Raw genomic sequence first — 20,598 nt, 5'->3', positions numbered from 1 at the left:
ATTATCAAAAAAACCTTCAATAAATAAATTAATTACAACAGAGAGACAGTAAGTGAAGATGAAAAAGGTTATTACTTTTTTGTAAAATTTATGATCAACATAAATTTTATAAACATAGAGTATAACGTTAAATCGTATTATCTGATAAATATTATAAATAAAATAATTGTTTGAAACATTATTGAAATTCTGGTATAATAAGCCAATGACATCATTTATGCTGGTGTACCAAAGTAGAATTAAAAAATATTTTAAAACTGTTTTTTTAAACTTATAATAATAGAATGTACCAATAATTGCACTAATGAATTGTAATAAGATTATTAAGTACTTAAAGTCTTCTGCTGTAATGTTTTTTAAAGGCATATATTGTGTGCAGTTTTTTTATTGTTTAGGAGGAGGAAACATAGCAACTTCATTAAGCAGTAAGCTGGTTTCAGTTTCTTCGATTAAATTTTGTTTTTGTTGTCCGGTGTTTTTTTGTTCATAATTACCCAATAGACCAGTTATTACTTCAAAGTTTCCTTTAAGTTTGTTCTCTCCGGTGTTTTTGATGCTGAAAGGTACATTTTCCAGAATTGGGTATTTTTTTGTTGTTTCATCTCCTGCGATACCCATTGTAGGTGCGAAGAAAATAGTTTCCCTGCCTGGAATAAGTTTTTCAATCTGGTCTTTACTGTAATTTCCTTTTTCCGGATATTGAGAAAAATAAATACGTAACCCTGTAATTTTTTTATTGTTTACTTGTGAGACTTTATCTAATAAAGCAATGTAGTTTTTTAGAGAATCTAAATCAATCCATGCGAATTCAGTTCCCTGATAAGCTCCATTTTCTTTATTTTTTTCAATAAATTTTTGAGATCCGTTTTTGTAGTTTTCTTTCATCATTATCCCTTTTTGTACCGGTATAATGTTATGTGGCAGTTTTACTTCAGTTTCTCCCAGCAGACTTTGTGCTTTTTGTTCTTTTTGTGATTCACAGGTTGCTGATGTAAAAACCAGCAGCATCATTGCTGCTGAAAGTGTAATAATTGTTTTTGTTTTCATAGTTGTTTATAATAAAATCTTCTGCAAAATTAAAAGTGTGGTGTAATAAACATATAGGAAAAACACCCAGTTTTTTTAGGCTGTTTTCTATAAAATGACTTAGCTGTTTTTCTCCGAAAAAATCGGGCGGTTTTCTTCAGAAAAAAGGATGTATTCACTCTGGATTTTTCAAAGCCGTGCAGCAATCTTTGCTTTGTCAAACGATGCATCTTTTGTCACACAAATAAACAAACAGGGAAACCGAAAACTGTATAGAGTAGGAAAAAATAGTAAAGTTTAGAAATTATGAGTTTGTATAATCAAGTTTATCAGGGAGAATCTTTTACAGAAGCGGATTATTTTGAAGCTGTGCGTTATGTATTAGGTCCTGAGTATGGTCATTTAGGGGAGAGCGAATTAGAGGACATTTTGCTTTCAAGAGTTAACCAAATGTCAGAAAGTGAAGCTGAGAGCTTTTGGTCAAGTTTAGGCAATGTAGCCAGAAGTGTAGGTTCAGGATTATTAAAAGGAGTTTCAGCTGTAGCTCCTATTGCAGGGACAGCGGTAGGAACTTTCTTCGGCGCGCCGCAAATTGGTGGTGCAATTGGAGGATTGGTTGGAAATTTAGCAGGGTCAGCAAGTTCAGCATTGGGCAGTTCAGGTCAGGCACCAAGAGCACCGCAAAGATATGCACCGCGTCCGCAGCAGCCACGTCCGGCACAACAATATGCTCCAAGACCGCAAAATCCAGCTAACCAGCAGTTAAGACAAACCTGGAATAATACTAAAAGCTATATCGCTAATGCAGGGAGAGCTGTTTTGCCCGCAATTCAGCAATACGTTCAGGACAATCCTGTGCAGTTAAACCAACAGGCACAACAAGGGGTGAGTGCAATTCAGGGATTGTACAGCCAGCTGGGAGGTATTATTAATAATCCGCAGTTTCAAGCCGGTCAGGCACAGCAGTCTTTAGGTGTTGCCAGTCCTAACGCTCCCATCGAAAGCCATTCTTTTGCAGAATTAATCGAGTCCATCAATTTTCTGACAGAGAATATTTTGTATGAGTATTACAATAATGGGGTTATTCCAACCGAAGATTACTTCGTAAATGATTACGGACAGTTTGTAGGTGCAAATACGCCAAATCGAATCAACAGATTACAAAATGTTATAGCAACAGTTTAAAATCAAATAATATGGAAGCTTACATACAAATGTTAAAAGAACAGAACCCTGAGATGGCTAAATATTTCGAATTGATGCAGCCTATGATGCAGAAAAACGATTCGGAGGAAAGTCAGGATTCTGAGATAATGCTGGAATTAGAAGAAAAAATAAAAAAACTGAAAGGAGTTAATCAAAAATTATTCACCATTGTCGAAGGATTACAATCTCAGCTGAAATTTGAAATAAGCCAAAATGATAATCTGGCAAAAGCTATTGGAGCCTGTACTGAATGTTTTGGGGAAAATAAAAACTGCCCTGAATGTTTTGGAAACGGTAAACCAGGTTCTAATGTTCCAGATTTCATACTGTTCAACAAGTATGTAAGTCCCGCAATTCAAAAATATAACAAACATTTTTTTAACAAAAATTAATACTAACAATTTAAAATTTACAATTATGTACACATTCGAAAATTATATAGGTGAAGATTTATTAAATGAAGATTTACTAAACGAAGATTTACTAAACGAGGATTTATTAGAAAACTTTGATGAGAGTTTTGATGAATCAAGAAGACTTGGAAGAAGAACTTTTGCACCTATAAGACCGGGAGTTAGACCACGTGTTGCACAGCAATCAAATTTTGGAAAGGTATTGAGCGGTAATGCTGCTGATTACGCAACAAAAAGTGATCTTAAAAAAGCATTGGATTCGATTTCAAATGATGTTAATGAGCTTAAGAAAACAACTATTGCAACTACTAAATCGATTAAAGCTTTAGATGCAAAGCATACTGAATTAGCTAAAATTGATGCGCGCAAAAATGAAAATCATAAAGCAGTTCTTAAGAACATGCAAATGATGAACATGATGGGTTCGTTGTTAAATCAGCCAAAACTGAAAACTGAAAATTTGGAAATCTATACTGAAAATGAGACTCAAAAAATCAGACAGGTTGATGGAAAAAGCGCAATTGAAGTGGATCAAACAATGTCATTATTATTGCCTATGATGACTACAATGGGTGAATCCGGTTCAGGGAAATCTGATAATTCAAACATGATGCTGCCGTTAGTTTTAATTGCCACTCAAAATAAAGACAACAGCAATAGCAATAACATGCTGCCACTTGTTTTAATGATGACAATGATGAACAAATAATAAAAAAAGGACAGTAAATCCTTTACTGTCCTTTTTTCTAATTTTAAAACTACAGATTATGAATCCAATGAATTTAATGTTCAGCTTTTTTTTCGCAAAAAGCAGTGCTGAAAAATATAATGTGGCTGATACTCAAAAACTTCAAAATATGGCTCTTATGTCAGGGATGGTTTCATCTAATCCTGTGTTGAGTTATTTGATTATAGAGAATGAAGCTAAAAATCTTGGAACTACTGCAATTACCGGCGGAAGCACTTCAACACCTACACCGCCTGCAGGTACATTGACATGTAAATATGACGCATCTGCACTTGAAAAAAAGATTGAAGGAATTGTAGTTAAGGCTATTAAAGAAAATGTATCGGTTAATTGTCAGACTGAAAAAGATACTGAAATAATCAGATTAACAGAAGAAATCAATAATGATGTGTTTCCAATTTATATAGAGAAGCAAATTGAAAATCTTGCGAGTGTAAAAAGTGATTTTCAGATTATTTTGAATAGTAAAGTGTTGAATCAATTAAAAGAAGAAGACGTTAAAACGTTTGAATACTTGGAAAAATTGATTGAAACCGAAAAATTATTGGACAATTGTATTGATTTGTTGAATAAGTCTAAATCAATAAGCCAATTAAATACATATTTACTGGTCAATGTTGTATTAGGTATTGAATCTAAAGTTTCATATTTAAAACATGAGCTCGAAAGGATTGAAAGAGAATTAGTTTCAACAACAGAAACGCCGGCAGTAACAACGCCGGAATCTTTAATTGAAACAGATCCCAAAACTATTACCAAAACAACTCCTAAAAAATAGTTTATGGATCCCAGACTTAAAATAATATTGCAGGGAAACCCAAAGGAAGAGCTTTCATTGTTGATACGATTGACCAATGAAAAAAAATATCCCAAAAACTGTAAAGTGGTTTCACAGTTTGGAGATATTATTAGCTGTAGGGTTTTGAGGGAAAATTTAGGGTCGGTTTACGCCAGTCTTGAAGTTAAAAGTGTAAAAGCTCCCAGAGTTATTCCTGCTGATGATTTCGAACAGGAAAACCAGGCTTATTATGTGGAAACCCGGCATAGTGTATCCAATAAACAACCGTCAAATGTTGTTTTTGGATTGATTGATTTCGGATTTGATTTTACCCACCAGGATTTTATTGATAACGGTAAAACCAGATTTGAAAAAATATGGACGCAGTCAGGAAGGTTTGACGGGAATAAGTACGGTTATGGGAAAATGATATCGGGTTCTCAAATAAATGACGTATTACAGGAACAATTTCCGTTTAGAAAATTAGGATACCATCCTGGTCAGTCTGATTTATTTGGAATAGGCACTCATGGTACACATGTGCTTGGTATAGCCTGCAGCAACGGTAAAGTGTCCGAAAAAGGTTTTGCCTCAAACAGTCCTGTAATTGCTGTGGATATGGGGAGTAATTTAGTTAACGGTTCCAATTTGTCACTTGGTGATTCAGTAAAATTAGTTGAAGGACTTGATTTTATTTTAAGGGAGGCAGGTAATAGACCTGTTGTAATTAATATGAGTCTGGGCGGGCACGGAGATGCACATACCGGACAAACATTAGTTGAGCAGGCTATAGATGCAATCCTGACCCGCAGGAAAGGGACAGCAATTGTGCAAAGTACCGGGAATTATTTTCAGGCCAAGGCTCATACTTTTGGAGATATAAAACAAAATGAGACAATAGATATTCCCTGGTTTTTTAAAAAAAATGATTTCACTCCAAATGAATTGGAAATCTGGTATGACGGGAATGATATTATGAGTGTTACGGTTATTGATGAAAATAAAAATGTTTTGCTGAAATCAATTCCTTTTAAAGATGAAATGATTGTCAAGAATAATGAAGAGGTTGGAATTTGCCTTCATCGTAAAAATGAACCTAATACAGGGAAAAACCATATCAATATTCTTATAAACGGAAAACAGAATTCTAAATTCTGGATTGTGCAGCTGCACGGAGTGAAAACAGCAAACGGACGTTTTCACTGCTATATCGAAAGGGATGACAAAGGACAGTCTATTTTTCTTCCGAAAATGGTAAAAACCACACATACAACCAATTCTATTTGTAATTCAAAATACAGTATTGTTGTAGGGGCTTACAATCAAACAGAAAAAGAAAGAAGTATTTTGTCATTCAGCAGTTCAGGCCCTACAATAGACGGAAGGATGAAACCGGAGGTCATAGCGCCGGGTTATAAAATAAAATCTTCCTGTTCTTCGTCAAGTAGAGACGTCAGAGCGGCGGATAAGCTTTGTTCTAAAAGCGGCAGCAGTATGGCTGCGCCTTACGTGGCTTCATTAATTGTTAAAATCCTCGAAAAGAATCCGGATTTTAATATAAAGCAGATACGTAAAAAATTGTTTGAAACCTGCGAGCCTTTTTCTCTTAAAAACGATCATTTGGAAGTTTTCAGAGCAGGTAACGGTTATGTGAATCCGGGGAAAATTATTACATAAAAAAGTGATTAGGGAAAAACATTGCCATAAGTAAGAGAAATTATATCAATAATTTCCATTTCAGTTTTAGGAAATTATTTATTCATTTGATGAGTCTTTTTAGTATCAAAATTCAACTCTTATAACGATAAGCAGAGAATCTGGCTTAAAGAAAGTTGGATTAACGGAGCTAGCTGGTTGCTATTGATTGTCAGGTGTTTTGAAATCTGACTATTGGAGTGATGAAATACATCCTGGCACTTCCGGTGCAACCCGGTCATCTAAAGGGTTAATTTTTAGAGTTGTTTCTAATATTAAGCGGATGCAAAATTGATTTTAATTTTGATCCGCTTTTTTATTAATTATGTGTAACAAAAAAAACATAACATATACATATATCAAAAAACTTAACTATGAAAATTTTAAAAATTGTGGCAGTGGCCTTATTAGGGACATTTGCTGCTTATGCACAATCTGCAGACGAGGTAATTAATAACTACGTTAAAACAGTTGGGGGAACTGAAAAATTAAATTCACTTAAAGGGCTTAGAATGGAAATGGTTGCTAATTATGGAGGGATGGAAATTCCTGTCAATGTAGTAACTTTAAAAGGAGGGAAAATGTATGTTGTGGTTAATGTACAGGGAAAAGAAATTAAGCAGATGGCATCTGATGGAATTCAAATGTGGTCTACAAACATGATGACACAAAAAGCAGAAAAATTAGATGCAGAAGCTAATGAAAATGCAAAACTAAGCAATCAGGATTTTCCAGATGCATTATTGGATTATAAATCAAAAGGGTATAAAGTTGAGTTTCTTGGAAAAGAAACTAAAGAGGGAACAGAATGTTTTAAGATTAAATTATCAAAAAAACCTATTAAAATTGGTGGTGTTTCAACAGCTGATGAGACTTTCTACTACTTTGATACAGAAAACTTTTTACCTATCGTTACTGAAACAGAAATAAAACAAGGCCCAATGAAAGGACAGAAGTCTGTTTCTAAAATGAGTGACTATCAAGAGGTTGAGGGGTTGTATTTTCCTTTCTCAATCAATCAGTTTGGTTCTGATATGAAAGTTAAAAAAATTACGTTAAATCCTGTTGTTGAAGATAAAGAATTTGCTTTTCCAGTAAATTAACTAATTAACTAATTTTAAAATCCTCACTATATGAGGATTTTTTATATAAGGAAACTTGAAAAATGGAAACAGTAAAAAGATTTTATATAATATCAATCCTTTTTTTATCGCTAAGCATTAATGCGCAGGATAAAATTGTTTTAAAAGGAAAAGAAATGTTTGGAGACATGAAAGCCAGACATATAGGGCCTGCTCTTATGAGCGGACGTATAACTGACTTGCAGACACATCCAACAAATAATAAAGTTGTTTATACCGGTACAGCTGGAGGAGGTGTTTGGAAAAGTATGGATGGAGGGGCCACGTTTAAATCTATTTTTGATGAACATATACAGTCTATTGGTTGTGTAACTTTAGATCCAAATAACCCAGATCAGGTAATTTGGGTTGGAACAGGAGAAACATGGACGAGAAACAGTGTATCCATGGGAGACGGAATCTACAAATCTGTTGATGGAGGTCAGAATTGGAAAAATATGGGTTTGCCTAAATCTGACAGAATCAGTTCTATTGTTGTTAATCCTAAAAATAGTAATGAAGTATGGGTTGGAGTTTTAGGTGCGTTATGGGGTGATAGCGATGAGAGAGGGGTTTACAGGACAACTGATGGAGGCGTAACCTGGGAAAAGATGTTTTATATAGATGCTAAAACGGGTTGTTCGGATTTAATTTTAGATCCGAATAATGAAAACATCATGTACGCTTCTTTTTGGGAGTTCAGACGCTCTGGATGGTCTTTTAGTTCCGGAGGAACACAATCAGCTTTGTATAAATCTGCTGATAGAGGGAAAACATGGAGTAAAATTCATAATGGATTTCCGCAAGGGAAATTAGGACGAATTGCAATTGCTGTTGCCCCATCTAATTCAAATATTTTATATTCAGTTTTAGAAACAGAAAAGCCTGAGCTTAACGGATTATATCGTTCAGATGATGCGGGTAATTCTTGGAAGCATCTCAATGCGGATTTTGGTCTTGTTGTGCGTCCTTTTTATTTTTCAAGAATTGTGGTTCATCCTAAAAACCCTGATGTGGTTGTTAAAGGGGGACTGACTGGTTCTATAAGCCGTGACGGTGGTAAAACTTTTAAAAGTCTGGGATATATGCATGCTGATATTCATGACATTGTTTTTGATATCCAGGATAACGACAGAATATATTGTGGAACTGATGGAGGCGTTTACCGCAGCTGGGATTTAGGAGAAACAATGGAAATGGTCAGTAATATACCTGTCTCTCAATTTTATCATGTTAGCATTGATGAAAAGGTTCCATACAATGTATATGGCGGATTACAGGATAATGGTTCTTGGTATGGACCAGTCAGCAGTCCGGGTGGAGTGGAAGCAAGAGATTGGACAAGAATTGGGCAGGGAGATGGTTTTAGAGTTTTAAAGCACCCAACTAAAAATATAATTTACAGCGAAATGCAGGGAGCCGAAAATGTTTGGCGGTATAATGTTGATTCACAAGAGCTGATGACTATACAGCCTTTACCTGTAAAAGGAGATCCGAAATTAAGGTTTAACTGGAATGCTCCTATGGCTGTTAGTAAAAAACAACCGGACAGATTCTATATGGGAAGTCAGTTTGTTCATAAATCTGAAGATATGGGGCGAACTTGGGTTAAAATCTCACCTGACTTAACTACAAATGATAAACTAAAACAAAATCAGGAAAATTCAGGTGGACTATCCAAAGACAATTCAGGAGCAGAAAATCACTGTACTATTTTTACTATAGCTGAATCACCTTTAAATGAAAAAGTGATTTGGGCTGGTACTGATGACGGAAATGTACAAGTAACCCGCGATGGTGGTAAAACCTGGAAAAATACAGTTGCCAATATAAAAGGATTGCCTCAAAATACATGGTGCTACCATATAGAATCAAGTGTTTTTAATGAAGGTACTGCTTATGCTGTTTTTGAAGGACACGCAAAAAACGATTACACCTCATATACTTATAAAACAACTGATTTTGGACAAACATGGAAGTCTGTCATATCTAAAGATGTAGATGGGATTGTGCGAAATATTCAAGAAGATTATAAAAATGAAAATTTATTATTCTTGGGTACAGAAAAAGGTTTGTATATTACAATTGACGGAGGTGAAAATTGGTCAAAATTTACAAACAACATGCCGTCAGTTGCTGTTCATTATATGGATTTGCATCCAATAACCAATGATTTAGTAATGGGGACACATGGTCGCGGAATTATAATTTTAGATGATATTTCAGTTTTAAGGCAAATAAAACAAGAGGTATTGGAGAAAAATGTTCATTTTTTTGAAACCAAACCAGGGATAATGAAAGAAAAATCAAGCTTTGGAACAACTGCTACAGAACTTGAGTTTGTTGGTGATAATCCTTCTTCAGATGCACAGATTGTTTATTATCTGAATAAAAGACATACATTAGGTAAGATGGAGCTTGAAATTCAAGATGAACAAGGAAATAAAGTGACTTCTTTAACTCCCGGTAAACAAAAAGGAATAAATATTGTAACATGGAATTATTTGACTAAATTCCCTAAAATAGCAAAAGGAAAGACCTTTTCATTTGGAGGATTTAGTTCGCCAAGAGCTAAAGCAGGTAATTATAAAGTTGTGCTGACGAAAGGTAAAGATATTTTTACCCATTCGATAAAAATTGAAAATGATGCTTCAAGTCCAATTTCTTTAGCTGATAGAGATAAATATCAATTTACTTCGAAGGAATTATTTGATATGAACGAGAAATTGGCTTATTCAGTTTATCAGATTGACGAGAATATAAGTATCATTGAAAAAATCATTGAAAAAGATAAAACTTTTTCTAAAGAAGGATCAAAAATAAAAGATGCTTTCCAAAAATTGAAAGAAAAAATGGTTGTAACTACTGGTGATAATTATGTTGGAGCAGCTGAACCACAATTAAGAGAAAAGTTAACCGAGTTATATGCTGCCATTGCTGGTGGATTTAATGCTCCCTCTTCCTCACAATTGGAAAATTTAGAAAGTATTAAGGTGTTGTTTAAAGGAACACAAGATGATTTTTTAATGTTGCAGTCTAAATATTATCAAAATTTAAAAGCTAAAGCTGAAAAAAATCAGATTACTTTTAATGTAAAATCTTTTGATGAATTTTTAAAAGCCTGATTTTTTTAAAAATGTTATTTTAAACAGCTGTGAAGTTCTTGTACTTTGCAGCTGTTTTTTTTTGTTTTGCTTTTATACCAATTGGTATTTTTTATATATTTGCATCAAAATGAGTCAGTTACTATGTCAAAAGCAGATAGAACAAAACAATATATAATAGAAAAAACCGCCCCTTTGTTTAATGCAAAAGGGTATGCAGGTACATCTATTAACGATTTGATTGTGGCAACAGGCTTGACAAAGGGAAGTATTTATGGAAATTTTGAAAATAAAGATGAGGTAGCTTTGGCAGCTTTTGACTATAATTTCGAAAGACTTGTGTCTTATATCAGAGGCAAAATGGAAGTAAGGGAATCAGTGATTGAAAAACTCTTGGTTTATCCTGAAACCTACCGTAATTTTTTAACTAACCCTATTTTGATTTCCGGATGTCCTGTAACAAATACATCAACCGAGGCTGACGATACTCATCCTGAACTGAGAGCCAGGGTTGAAGAAGCGTATAATTTTTGGAGAGGAACTTTGGAAAATCATCTGTATAATGGAATACAAAAAGGAGAAGTAAAATCGGATATCAACATTAATGAGTTTGTGTCTGTTTTTATTTCAATAATGCAGGGAGGAATTATACAGGCAAAAGTGACCAGAAAAATGGCTTCGATGAATCTGTCAATGGATTATTTGGAACGTTTTATTTTATCAGTAAAAAATTAAAATTGTAAAAAAATTTTTACAAAAATATACCGAATGGTATATTTTGAAAATGAATATGCCCCAATTTAAAAATTAATTAAACAAAAAAGTAATGAAAAAAATGACGAAAATTTGCACAGTTTTAATCACTTTGTTAGGATTTACTGTAGTTAATGCTCAGGATTTTAAAAAAGTACAAGGGTTTAACCATATTGAAAGTGTGGTTAGTGATGGTGAATTTCTTTATGTGGCTGATATTGGATTGACATTAAAACCTTTTGATAAGGATGGTGATGGAAAAATAATACAGTTGGATAAAGATGGTAAAGTGGTGAATCCTTATTTTATCAGAGAAACGCTTAATGCTCCTAAAGGTCTGGCGATAGAGGAGAATACTTTGTTTGTTAATGATATCGATAAATTGCTGGCTTTTGATTTGAAAACAGGTAATAAGCTGTATGAAATTGATTTTAGTGCTCAGACTTATTTTTTAAATGATATTGCAATATGGGATAAAAATACATTGTATGTTTCAGCTACAGATACAAACAAAATCTATAAAGTAAATCTGACAACAAAAACGTTTGAACCCTACACGATAGACAAAGAGATTCCGGGGACTAATGGTTTGTATGTTGATAAATCTGCTTCCAGGTTATATGTAAACGGATTTGGTACAAATGGTAATTCTAACGGTTTAGTGGGATATGTTGATTTGAAGACTAATAAGTTCAATCAAATAACTCCAATAGAGGGTTATTATGATGGCATTTATGTTTATGACGGGATGCTGTATTTTACCAACTGGATGGATTTTGAGAAAAAAGGTATAGTGGCAACAATGTCATTGTCTGATAATAAATTGTCAGTTGTTAAAATTCCTGAACTTATCAGTGGTCCGGCTGATTTCACTGTATTTAGAAATAGATTGGTGATTCCAGGAATGATGGACGGTACTTTGAATTTCATCACTCTGAAAAAGGAAACTCTATATATCCACTAAATAAAATTGATTATTTAAAATAATTTTTCAGTAATATTTGAGCCGCTGCAAAAGGTGAAATTTCATTTTTTTGCACGGCTTTTTTGTTGATTTCCAATTGCTTTTGTATTTCAGGGTTGTTGTAGAAATGGTTTTTTAATTGATCATTAATGGTTTCCAGCAGCCAGTATTGGTTTTGATCAGCTCTTTTGATATCAAAATAACCATTTTCTCTAGTTAGTGAAAAATAATCCTGAATAGTATTCCACACATTGTCAATGCCATCCTTTTCAATTGCGCTGCATGTAGTTACTTTTGGATTCCATCCCGAATTTTTTTCTGGAAATAAATGTAAAGCTCTGTTGTATTCGGTTTTTGCTAATCTGGCTTTGGTGATATTATCGCCGTCTGCTTTGTTGATAACAAGTAAATCGGCCATTTCCATGATACCGCGTTTAATTCCCTGAAGTTCATCGCCCGCTCCGGCCAGATTTAATAAAAGAAAGAAGTCAACCATACTGTGAACTGCAGTTTCACTTTGACCTACACCAACAGTTTCAATCAGGATAGTATCAAAACCACATGCTTCACAAAGCATAATACTTTCGCGGGTTTTTCTGGCAACCCCGCCTAAGCTTTCTCCGGATGCACTGGGGCGGATGTAAGCATTTTCATCTTTGACGAGTTCTTCCATACGGGTTTTGTCGCCTAAAATACTTCCGTGTGAAATTGAGCTGCTTGGATCGACAGCAAGAACAGCAACTTTTTTACCCAAAGTAGTTAAGTATTTGCCAAAGGCTTCAATAAACGTGCTTTTTCCTACACCAGGGACACCTGTGATACCTATACGAACCGATTTATTCGCATAGGGTAAACAGCCCTGAATAACCTGGTTGCCTTTTTCAATATGATCAGGATTAGTGCTTTCAATTAATGTAATGGCGCGGCTTAAGGCAATTTTATCACCTTTAAGAATAGAAGCAGTTAATTCTTCGGAGGTTGGCTGTTTTCTCCTGAAAGACTGAATTTGGGATATAACTTTTGCACTGATGATTTCGGGTTGTTCGATACCATCTTTTTCTTCTAATGCTGATTTGTTCAGTTTCTTTGCCAATTTGATTGAAATGATGAAACAAATTTATAAAATTCATTTCCAATATAAATAGAAAGAGGCAGTATTTGCTGCCTCAATCACTCAAAAAATAGTACAATTAATACTTAATAAGTAAATTTCGCTCATAGGCCTTTTCTGGTTTGAGATTCTTTAATTGGGGTTTGTCTTTGGTAAAATTAACAAACCATGCTGCTAATTCATCAATTTCTGATGCAATAAGCATTTTTATTGACTGATTTAATTCTCTTTTAAATAAATCAGGATTAAGACTAGCTTTTTCTAGTCTTCTCTGGATGTAGATAGACATACTACTCATAGGTTAAAATGTTAAATTTGGTTACCTGAAAGTAATAAAACATTTTTAAATACGCAATAAAAAAGTTAAAAAAATAATTATTTATCCGAGTTTAAAAGATTTTAATGAATTAAATGCTATGATTTTTGCTTTGATGTAAATAATTGATATAAAGTTGTTTAGTGTGTAATAAGTCTTAATTTTACTTAAAAATTCAGTCATGAAAATAAATTCGGAATTATATATAAAACTTCAGAAAATAGTAGGAGAAAACTATGTTTTTATTGATGAGGCGACACTTAAAAACTATGGTCATGATGAAACAGAAGACTTGAGTTTTCCTCCATCGGTGGTTGTGAAACCCGCCAATGCAACTGAAATTTCGCAAATAATGAAGCTGGCAAATGAATATTATACTGCTGTAGTGCCTATAGGAGGGAAAACAGGATTGAGCGGCGGTGCTTTGTGTATATTGGAAGGAATAGGATTGTCTACTGAGCGTTTGAATAAAGTTATTGAGATTGATGAAAAAAACCTTCAAGTGATAACAGAACCAGGGGTTATAACCCAAGTACTTCGTGAAGCTGTCGCAGAAAAAGGTCTTTTTTATCCGGTTGATCCAAGCAGTATGGGAAGTTGTTTTATTGGTGGAAATATTGCCGAAAATGCGGGTGGAGCAAGAGCTTTAAAATATGGTGTGACAAAAGATTATGTTCTGAATTTAGAAGTAGTTTTACCAAATGGTGAAATTATCTGGACAGGTGCTAATACTTTAAAAAATTCTACGGGATACAACCTGACCCAATTGATGGTTGGCAGTGAAGGAACTTTAGGAGTTGTTACCAAGGCTGTTTTAAAATTATGGCCCAAAGTCAGTAATAATGTATTAATGCTGGTTCCTTTTTATAAAGCGGAACAAGCCTGTGAGGCTGTTTCTGCAATTTTTAGAGCAGGAGTAGTGCCAAGTGCATTGGAGTTTATGGAGCGTGATGCGATAGACTGGAGCATGAAATATGTTGATGGTATTTCGGTTGAGGTAAAACCGGAACATCAGGCGCATTTGTTAATTGAAGTAGATGGAAATTATCCTGATGTTTTGATGCTCGAAGCTGAAAAAATCATGAATGTGCTGGAACAGTTCGAAATTGATGAAATCCTTTTTGCCGATACTGAAGATCAGAAAAATGCTTTATGGAAAATGCGCAGGGGAGTAGCTGAAGCTGTGAAAGCAAATTCGGTTTACAAGGAAGAAGATACAGTGGTACCCCGTTATGAATTGCCTGCTTTATTGAAAGGAATAAAAGATATTGGTGATAAATATGGCTTTAAGTCAGTTTGTTATGGACATGCGGGAGATGGAAACCTGCACGTGAATATTGTGAAAGGTGAAATGACAGATGAGAACTGGAAAACGGAAGTGCCTAAAGGAATCAGAGAGATTTTTGAATTGACAACTTCTCTGAAAGGAACACTTTCAGGGGAACACGGAATAGGATTGGTTCAAAAAAACTATATGGATATTGCTTTTTCAAAAGCGCATTTGGAATTAATGGAACAAATCAAATATATTTTCGATCCTAATAATATTATGAATCCTGGAAAAATTTTACCGGATAAGTTTTAATTTTTCTTAGAGAAGTAATCCAATAAATTTGGATCTGCATTTTTAAAAGTTGGTGGCTGCTCAGTAATAGTAGCCACTCTTTTTTTATTCAATTTCATGGTTATGTCAGCTTCAGTGGTGAATAGTAAAACCGACATGAAGGGATTGTTGATGTAAGGGATTAATTCTGCTTCAGCTTCTTCAATAGTTATTGTTTTTTCAATTTCCTGAAGCCCTTCTTTATAAATTTTAAAAGTAACTAATAATTTCAATTCGCCGTTTTCGTTAAAAGTTCTAACGTAAATATTCTGCAATTCAGGCTTGCCTATGGTTTTGGCAAAAGTCAATTTTGCAAAAGTTTTACTTTCTATACTTTCTTTAAATGTATTGAAAAATTCCTGATAGGTAATTGTATTTAGCATCTTTAAAATTTTAGCAAATGTACATCTTATTTAGTAAACACAATCAGTCTGTTTTCTATAAGTACGTCAGTAAAACCAAAAGTTGATTTTATGTATTGCATGGTTTCTTTTTGATACATGAAAACATGAGTTGTGTCATTCTTGTAATACCAATTTTCAAAATCTATAGCCGAATCGTATAAATGCGTCATTATATACAATTTTCCATCAGGAAACAGCAGTTTTTTTAATAACTCAAACTCTTTATCGGGATGATGAAAATGCTCCACAACTTCACAGCAGGCAATATAGTTGTATTGATTTTCTAAAAGATTGGGGTGATTATGGAAATAAGGATCGTATTGACTGATTTGGTATTGATTATCGGTTAAGACTTTTGAAATTGCAGAACCGGTTCCAGCACCAAAGTCCAGTCCTTTATCTTTTGGGGTATAGTCTTTTAAAATGGAACTGGTTATGGGAGAAACAAAATTTTGATAACCTTTGTCGTTTACATCGTTATTGTGGTGTGAATAATGCTTTTTCTCATTGTCAAAACTCATGTATTGAGAGGAATCCATGAAAATTCCTTTACAATTTGGACATTCGTAATACAATCTGAATTTATAATTTTGAAAAAGAGAACTTTCGGTTTGGCAAAGAGGACAAATACTGTTTTGCATTTTTTGAGTATTTACTTCAGAACTTTTTTGGAATTGAGAGGTGGAATTATGAAATAAAAATCCGGGCTGTTGTACCCGGATTTTATAGTATTTATTTTTGATGAGCAGGAGCACCTGGCATTTTGTCTAACAATTCCAGTTCGAAAACTAAATTTGTATTAGGAGGGATAACTCCTCCGGCACCCTGAGCGCCATAACCAAGATTTGAAGGTATATATAATACGGCTTTATCTCCAATGTTCATTTTTTCCAATCCTTCTAAGAATCCAGGGATTAATCCTTCTTTTTTTCCTGCCTGGAAAGGAAAAGGTTTGTACCCATTTTGTGCGGCACGGTTGGCGTCCCATTTTCCATAAGCTTTACTTACATCCTCGTAGCTCGAATCAAATAAAGTACCATCTTCAAAGAAGCCTGCATAGTGAACATAAATTGTTGAGCCTGCAGCTGGTTTTTGTCCGGAGCCTTTAGATACTATTGTGTAAATTAAACCAGTGTCTGATTTTGTTCCTGTTGCTTTGTTTTGTGCAAAATATGCTACTTTATCAGCTTTTGCTTTAAGCATTTTGGCTTCCAATTCCTTTTGCTCTTTAACTTGATTTTCAACGCTTTGTTTGAAAACTTTCGCAGCATCAAACTTTTTAGCTTTAGCACCTTTTCTGATAATTGTAATTTTTACAATTTTATCATTCTGAGCTATTTTGTTGACAATTTCCATTCCGGTTACTACATGGCCGAAAACAGTGTGACGATTATCTAAATGTGGTTGTGCAGCATGCGTAATGAAAAATTGACTGCCGTTAGTATTTGGGCCTGCATTTGCCATAGATAAAATACCAGGGCCGGTGTGCTTTAAAGAAGGATTGAATTCATCTTTAAATTTGTAGCCGGGTCCGCCACTTCCGTTTCCGTCAGGATCCCCGCCCTGAATCATGAAATCAGCAATAACTCGGTGGAATTTTAGTCCGTTGTAAAAAGGCTTTCCAGAGTATTTTGCACTTACCATAGTGTTTTTGCCTTCTGCTAATGATACGAAGTTGGCAACAGTAATAGGTGTTTTTTCAAACTCTAATTGTACAAGGATTTTTCCTTTGTTAGTTTCTATTTCAGCAAATAAACCTTCACCAACTTTGTCAGCACTGGTTGAATTACAAGATGAAAATAATAATGAAAAAAAACTCAAAAATAAACTTAACATTCTATTCATTTTAGTTAATAATTGTTTTTAGTTACTCTTTTTTGCATCTCTGGATGCAGGGTTAATAGATTCTTTTTTTATGTCGTTTAAGGTAACAATACACATCAATGGTTTGTTGGTACCTATTTTATTGTTGTCACCATGATAGCCAAAAGCCAGATGGGAAGGAAATAAGAAAGTTACCTTTTCTCCTTTCTGCATTAATTTGATACCATCTTGAATTCCCATCATAAAATCCTGTTTGTCAACCAGATAATTCTGTGGTTTTAATTCGGCCTGGTTGTATATGATTTTTCCAGCTAGATCTTTTATTTCATAATCAAAAAAGGCAACATCACCTTTAGCAGGTTTAGGTTGTACCACTGTATTTTTCTTGTTGTAAAAATACCAATATCCTTTAGTAGAAGCAAAGTAATCGTTTGCGGTGTCTTTTTTTATTATCGCTGCAATCAGCAGTTCTTCGCTTTGATTTAATTTTTTGTTACGCTCTATAGATTCTTTCATAAACTCACCTGATTTATGAGAAATTGGTCTGCGTGCCTCTTGCTTCTGACTGCAACAAGTAACCAAATTCATGCCAAGAAGGGCAAAACTTAAAAGTTTTATAATTTTCATTTTCTGATTTCTTTTACAATTGAAACGAATTTATTTACAGTTTCGTCTAATGACTCTGTTGATTTTCCTCCGGCAGCATTGATATGACCGCCTCCGCTGAAATAATTTCTGGCAAACTTATTCACATCAAAACCATTTTGTGAACGGAACGAAATTTTGATGATTCCTTCTTCTTTATTTTCGATAAAGATAGCAGTAAAATCTATACCGTCAATAGATAAACCATAATTTACAAAACCTTCTGTGTCTCCTTTTTGATGGTTAAAAGCATTTAATTCATCCTGAGAAAGCGTAATATAAGATGTTTTGTAATCCTGCATCAGCTTCATGTTCTGCAATGCTTTTCCAAGAAGCTGCAATCTGTTGTAAGAGCTTGTGTCAAATAGATTGTTGTGAATCAAAGCATTGTTGATTCCTCTTTTTATTAAATCAGAAGCTACTTCATGAGTGGTGCTTGTGGTAGAAGAAAATCTAAAAGATCCGGTATCAGTAACCAATCCTGTATAAATACAGGTGGCAACTGTTTTGTTGATTAATTCGGGTTTGCCCAGCTTTTGAATAAAATGATATACCATTTCACAGGTTGAGCTCATCAAAGTATCTGAATACGTGTATTTTGCATACGAATCAGGCAATTGATGATGGTCTATCATTATGAAAGTTTTGTCTAAAGTAGCCAAGAAACTTCCCATTAAATCGCCTGTTCTGTGTAAAGCATTAAAATCCAGTGTAAAAATAAGTTCAGCGGCTTCAAGTTTCTGTTGGCAGATTTGAGTGTTTTTTTCGTAAATTAAAATCTGATCAGATGCCGGGAGCCAGGCTAAAAAATCAGGGAATTCATTAGGAGAAATTACCACGCAGTCATGTCCTGACTGCATTAAAAAATGATAGAGGCCCAAAGTAGAGCCCATAGCATCACCATCCGGGTTTCGATGCGGTATTATAACAATTTTTTTGGGTGAAGCCAATAAATTTTTTATTTCTCCTATTTCATTTTCATTAATCATGCTTGTTGAAAGATATTGTATGTGTTATTATATTATAAAGGATCAGCTGTAATTCTGAATTTCATGTTTGCTTTAAAATCAACTTTTTGCATTAAAGTTTCCTTTGTAGTTATTTGTGTTCTTAATTTGTAACTACTTGCTTTAATGTATTTATCCAGTTTTGCCGAAGTGCAAATTAAATACAGTGTATTTGCAGTGGTATTAATATTAGTTAGATAAGCCAATTCAATTTCATCTGTATCATCAGTTGATATATAAATATGGATTTCCTTTAAAAAACTGAATGTTTTATCAGCAGGACTGGTTATGGCTAGTTGCAGCTCTTTTAACTTTACATCTTTAACCAGATTGGCATTGGTATTGTTGTTTTCAAATTCAGCAGTCGAATTGGTCGTTACATCCGGTGTAGGAGCATCAAACGGAGAATTGACAGGCAGTCCGCTGTTGACAGAAAAAGATGCCTCATCTGAAATGTAAAAAGTAAATAAATTGTCAACTACATCACATGATGTAAATAACAGGCTCAATAATAGACTGATTGATAAGATTTTAGTTTTCATATTCATGGATAGATTTGGATTCCAAAAATATGATTTTCTATTTAATAATCTGCATATAAAATTCGGTTAAAATATAATCTTGTATTATGTTTTTAAAAGTTGCAGTGAGCCAAATAAATAAATTTCTCCAAACGAAGTGCCCTTAAAAAGAAGGGTAATATTAAATTTAAGAAAAATATTATAAAAGTATTTTATATTTGAAATAAAATTCTTACAATTGTAATGTATTTTTATTACTCGGTATATTATTTATTTAACCTTAATTTTTAGACTATGATTTTTGAATTCATTTTTTTTGAAGTGTACAGTACTTGATTTTTAATCGGTATTTCTTCTTAGCTGTACCATTGCGGATTTGTCCGTGTAAATTCCATGATTTTTTTTATTTTTTAATGCGGATGCTGAAAAGAGTGTCACGCACAAGGATAATACTGTCTCTATTTTTATTAATCTTTTAAATATTTTATTATGTCATTTAAAGCAAAATTAAACGTTGGCGGAAAAGAGTTCAATGTATTGAGTGTAAACTATGGTTTGTTTCAGGAAACTGATGCAACAGGACGTCCTTCTACCGTAACAAGAGGAGGTAAAATTGATGTAACTGTTGAAGGAACTGGTTCTACTGAATTATTTGAGTGGATGACCAACAGTTTTGAGCGCAAAGACGGAAGCGTTAAATTCTTCAAAAGAGACAGCGATGCTACGTTGAAAGAATTAAAATTCACTGAAGGCTATTTGGTTAAACACAAAGAAAACTTCGATTCTACAGGTAGAAACCCGTTGACAGAAACGTTCACTATTTCAGCAAGAAAGATTGAGATGGGAACTGGAGTTTACGAAAACGAGTGGGTATAATCTTTATAGTATAATTACTTATTTGTGCAGCTGTGATGATGGGAGTAATACCTCAAATTACTCCCTTGTTGCAGTTAATAAGCAAACAATCTTTAAAACCTTAATAACATGTCTTTTTTAGCGAAATTAGAATTAGATGGGGAAACCTATAATGTATTGGAATTTGATTTACACATCCATCAGGAAGTAGATCACAATGGTAAACCCCAGACAATTGCTCAGGGAGGTAATATCAGACTTGTTATCGAATCGACCAAGAGTGTCGATTTTATGAAGTGGATGATCAGCAGTACCCAAACCAAGAACGGGAAGATTACGTTTTTCCGCAGGGACGCTATGTCAAAAATGAAGGAATTAAAATTCGATAAAGCGTTCTGCATCGATTTTCACGAGAGCTTCCGTGCCGCAAACGAAGTGCCTATGCAGGTAGCTTTGGTAATATCAGCCAAGGATATTGATTTCAGCGGAGCGGTTTTAGGAAAA

General features: G+C 34.0%; 21 protein-coding genes. 12 read left to right on the top strand and 9 right to left on the bottom strand.

Annotated features, from left to right (window positions below; translation table 11 throughout):
* Window positions 1-384: 384 nt before the first annotated feature.
* Window positions 385-1,047 carry a hypothetical protein gene (locus tag EZM65_RS11140; RefSeq protein ID WP_136668645.1) on the bottom strand — a complete coding sequence of 221 codons (663 nt, stop codon included), beginning with the start codon at window positions 1,045-1,047 and terminating at the stop codon, window positions 385-387.
* A 285-nt stretch (window positions 1,048-1,332) separates the two neighbouring features.
* Here EZM65_RS11140 and EZM65_RS11135 point away from each other — a divergent pair, with 285 nt between their 5' ends.
* The 9 genes from EZM65_RS11135 to EZM65_RS11095 all read left to right on the top strand — a co-directional run bounded on the left by EZM65_RS11135 (window position 1,333) and on the right by EZM65_RS11095 (window position 11,808).
* A complete protein-coding gene (locus EZM65_RS11135; RefSeq protein WP_136668644.1) occupies window positions 1,333-2,211 on the top strand; it encodes a hypothetical protein in 879 nt (292 codons plus the stop codon).
* 11 nt (window positions 2,212-2,222) lie between these two features.
* The gene (locus EZM65_RS11130; protein ID WP_136668643.1) at window positions 2,223-2,624 is read left to right on the top strand and encodes a hypothetical protein; all 402 of its coding nucleotides are present in this window, start codon (window positions 2,223-2,225) and stop codon (window positions 2,622-2,624) included.
* Between the two features lie 25 nt (window positions 2,625-2,649).
* Window positions 2,650-3,354, top strand: coding sequence for a hypothetical protein (locus EZM65_RS11125; protein WP_136668642.1), 705 nt, complete (start codon window positions 2,650-2,652; stop codon window positions 3,352-3,354).
* Between the two features lie 58 nt (window positions 3,355-3,412).
* Entirely contained in the window at window positions 3,413-4,171 is a 759-nt protein-coding gene (locus tag EZM65_RS11120) for a hypothetical protein (RefSeq protein WP_136668641.1), read from the top strand.
* Window positions 4,172-4,174: 3 nt separating this feature from the next.
* Complete coding sequence (locus tag EZM65_RS11115) at window positions 4,175-5,848, top strand: S8 family serine peptidase (RefSeq protein ID WP_136668640.1); 1,674 nt, start codon at window positions 4,175-4,177, stop codon at window positions 5,846-5,848.
* A 392-nt stretch (window positions 5,849-6,240) separates the two neighbouring features.
* A complete protein-coding gene (locus EZM65_RS11110; RefSeq protein WP_136668639.1) occupies window positions 6,241-6,969 on the top strand; it encodes an outer membrane lipoprotein-sorting protein in 729 nt (242 codons plus the stop codon).
* Window positions 6,970-7,031: 62 nt separating this feature from the next.
* Window positions 7,032-10,112 (top strand): hypothetical protein, encoded by a 3,081-nt coding sequence (locus tag EZM65_RS11105; RefSeq protein ID WP_136668638.1) that lies wholly within the window; start codon window positions 7,032-7,034, stop codon window positions 10,110-10,112.
* Between the two features lie 123 nt (window positions 10,113-10,235).
* Entirely contained in the window at window positions 10,236-10,826 is a 591-nt protein-coding gene (locus EZM65_RS11100) for a TetR/AcrR family transcriptional regulator (RefSeq protein WP_136668637.1), read from the top strand.
* 100 nt (window positions 10,827-10,926) lie between these two features.
* A complete protein-coding gene (locus EZM65_RS11095; RefSeq protein ID WP_169051705.1) occupies window positions 10,927-11,808 on the top strand; it encodes a hypothetical protein in 882 nt (293 codons plus the stop codon).
* 10 nt (window positions 11,809-11,818) lie between these two features.
* Here EZM65_RS11095 and meaB read toward each other — a convergent pair whose 3' ends face one another.
* Both meaB and EZM65_RS11085 read right to left on the bottom strand, forming a co-directional pair.
* Window positions 11,819-12,907 (bottom strand): methylmalonyl Co-A mutase-associated GTPase MeaB, encoded by a 1,089-nt coding sequence (gene meaB, locus EZM65_RS11090; RefSeq protein WP_136668635.1) that lies wholly within the window; start codon window positions 12,905-12,907, stop codon window positions 11,819-11,821.
* Between the two features lie 91 nt (window positions 12,908-12,998).
* Window positions 12,999-13,208 carry a hypothetical protein gene (locus EZM65_RS11085; RefSeq protein ID WP_248574857.1) on the bottom strand — a complete coding sequence of 70 codons (210 nt, stop codon included), beginning with the start codon at window positions 13,206-13,208 and terminating at the stop codon, window positions 12,999-13,001.
* Between the two features lie 208 nt (window positions 13,209-13,416).
* On the opposite strand from EZM65_RS11085, the gene EZM65_RS11080 reads away from it, so the two are divergent.
* Window positions 13,417-14,820: an FAD-binding oxidoreductase gene (locus tag EZM65_RS11080; protein ID WP_136668633.1), complete on the top strand. Its 1,404-nt coding sequence runs from the start codon at window positions 13,417-13,419 to the stop codon at window positions 14,818-14,820.
* On the opposite strand, the gene EZM65_RS11075 is transcribed toward EZM65_RS11080, so the two are convergent.
* The 6 genes from EZM65_RS11075 to EZM65_RS11050 all read right to left on the bottom strand — a co-directional run bounded on the left by EZM65_RS11075 (window position 14,817) and on the right by EZM65_RS11050 (window position 19,260).
* On the bottom strand, window positions 14,817-15,221 hold the full coding sequence (locus EZM65_RS11075) for a hypothetical protein (RefSeq protein WP_136668632.1): 405 nt from the start codon (window positions 15,219-15,221) through the stop codon (window positions 14,817-14,819). The two genes, EZM65_RS11080 and EZM65_RS11075, sit on opposite strands and share 4 nt — an antisense overlap.
* Before the next feature lie 26 nt (window positions 15,222-15,247).
* Window positions 15,248-15,883: a methyltransferase domain-containing protein gene (locus EZM65_RS11070; protein ID WP_136668631.1), complete on the bottom strand. Its 636-nt coding sequence runs from the start codon at window positions 15,881-15,883 to the stop codon at window positions 15,248-15,250.
* Window positions 15,884-15,974: 91 nt separating this feature from the next.
* Window positions 15,975-17,087 (bottom strand): peptidylprolyl isomerase, encoded by a 1,113-nt coding sequence (locus EZM65_RS11065; protein ID WP_136668630.1) that lies wholly within the window; start codon window positions 17,085-17,087, stop codon window positions 15,975-15,977.
* Window positions 17,088-17,105: 18 nt separating this feature from the next.
* The gene (gene gldI, locus EZM65_RS11060; protein WP_136668629.1) at window positions 17,106-17,693 is read right to left on the bottom strand and encodes a gliding motility-associated peptidyl-prolyl isomerase GldI; all 588 of its coding nucleotides are present in this window, start codon (window positions 17,691-17,693) and stop codon (window positions 17,106-17,108) included.
* Window positions 17,690-18,700, bottom strand: coding sequence for a bifunctional oligoribonuclease/PAP phosphatase NrnA (locus EZM65_RS11055; RefSeq protein ID WP_136668628.1), 1,011 nt, complete (start codon window positions 18,698-18,700; stop codon window positions 17,690-17,692). Before EZM65_RS11055 ends, gldI begins: the two co-directional genes overlap by 4 nt.
* A gap of 32 nt (window positions 18,701-18,732) precedes the next feature.
* A complete protein-coding gene (locus EZM65_RS11050) occupies window positions 18,733-19,260 on the bottom strand; it encodes a hypothetical protein (protein WP_136668627.1) in 528 nt (175 codons plus the stop codon).
* A 468-nt stretch (window positions 19,261-19,728) separates the two neighbouring features.
* On the opposite strand from EZM65_RS11050, the gene tssD (EZM65_RS11045) reads away from it, so the two are divergent.
* Window positions 19,729-20,115, top strand: a complete 387-nt coding sequence (tssD, locus tag EZM65_RS11045; protein ID WP_136668626.1) for a type VI secretion system tube protein TssD — start codon at window positions 19,729-19,731, stop codon at window positions 20,113-20,115.
* A gap of 108 nt (window positions 20,116-20,223) precedes the next feature.
* Window positions 20,224-20,598 (top strand): type VI secretion system tube protein TssD (gene tssD / locus EZM65_RS11040; protein WP_136668625.1); only part of this gene is annotated, 375 nt, incomplete at its 3' end.

This window comes from Flavobacterium sp. H122, assembly GCF_004959765.1.
Taxonomy (GTDB): Bacteria; Bacteroidota; Bacteroidia; order Flavobacteriales; family Flavobacteriaceae; genus Flavobacterium.
Note: the sequence above shows the minus strand (reverse complement) of the source record. Positions and strands in the feature narration are given on the sequence as shown.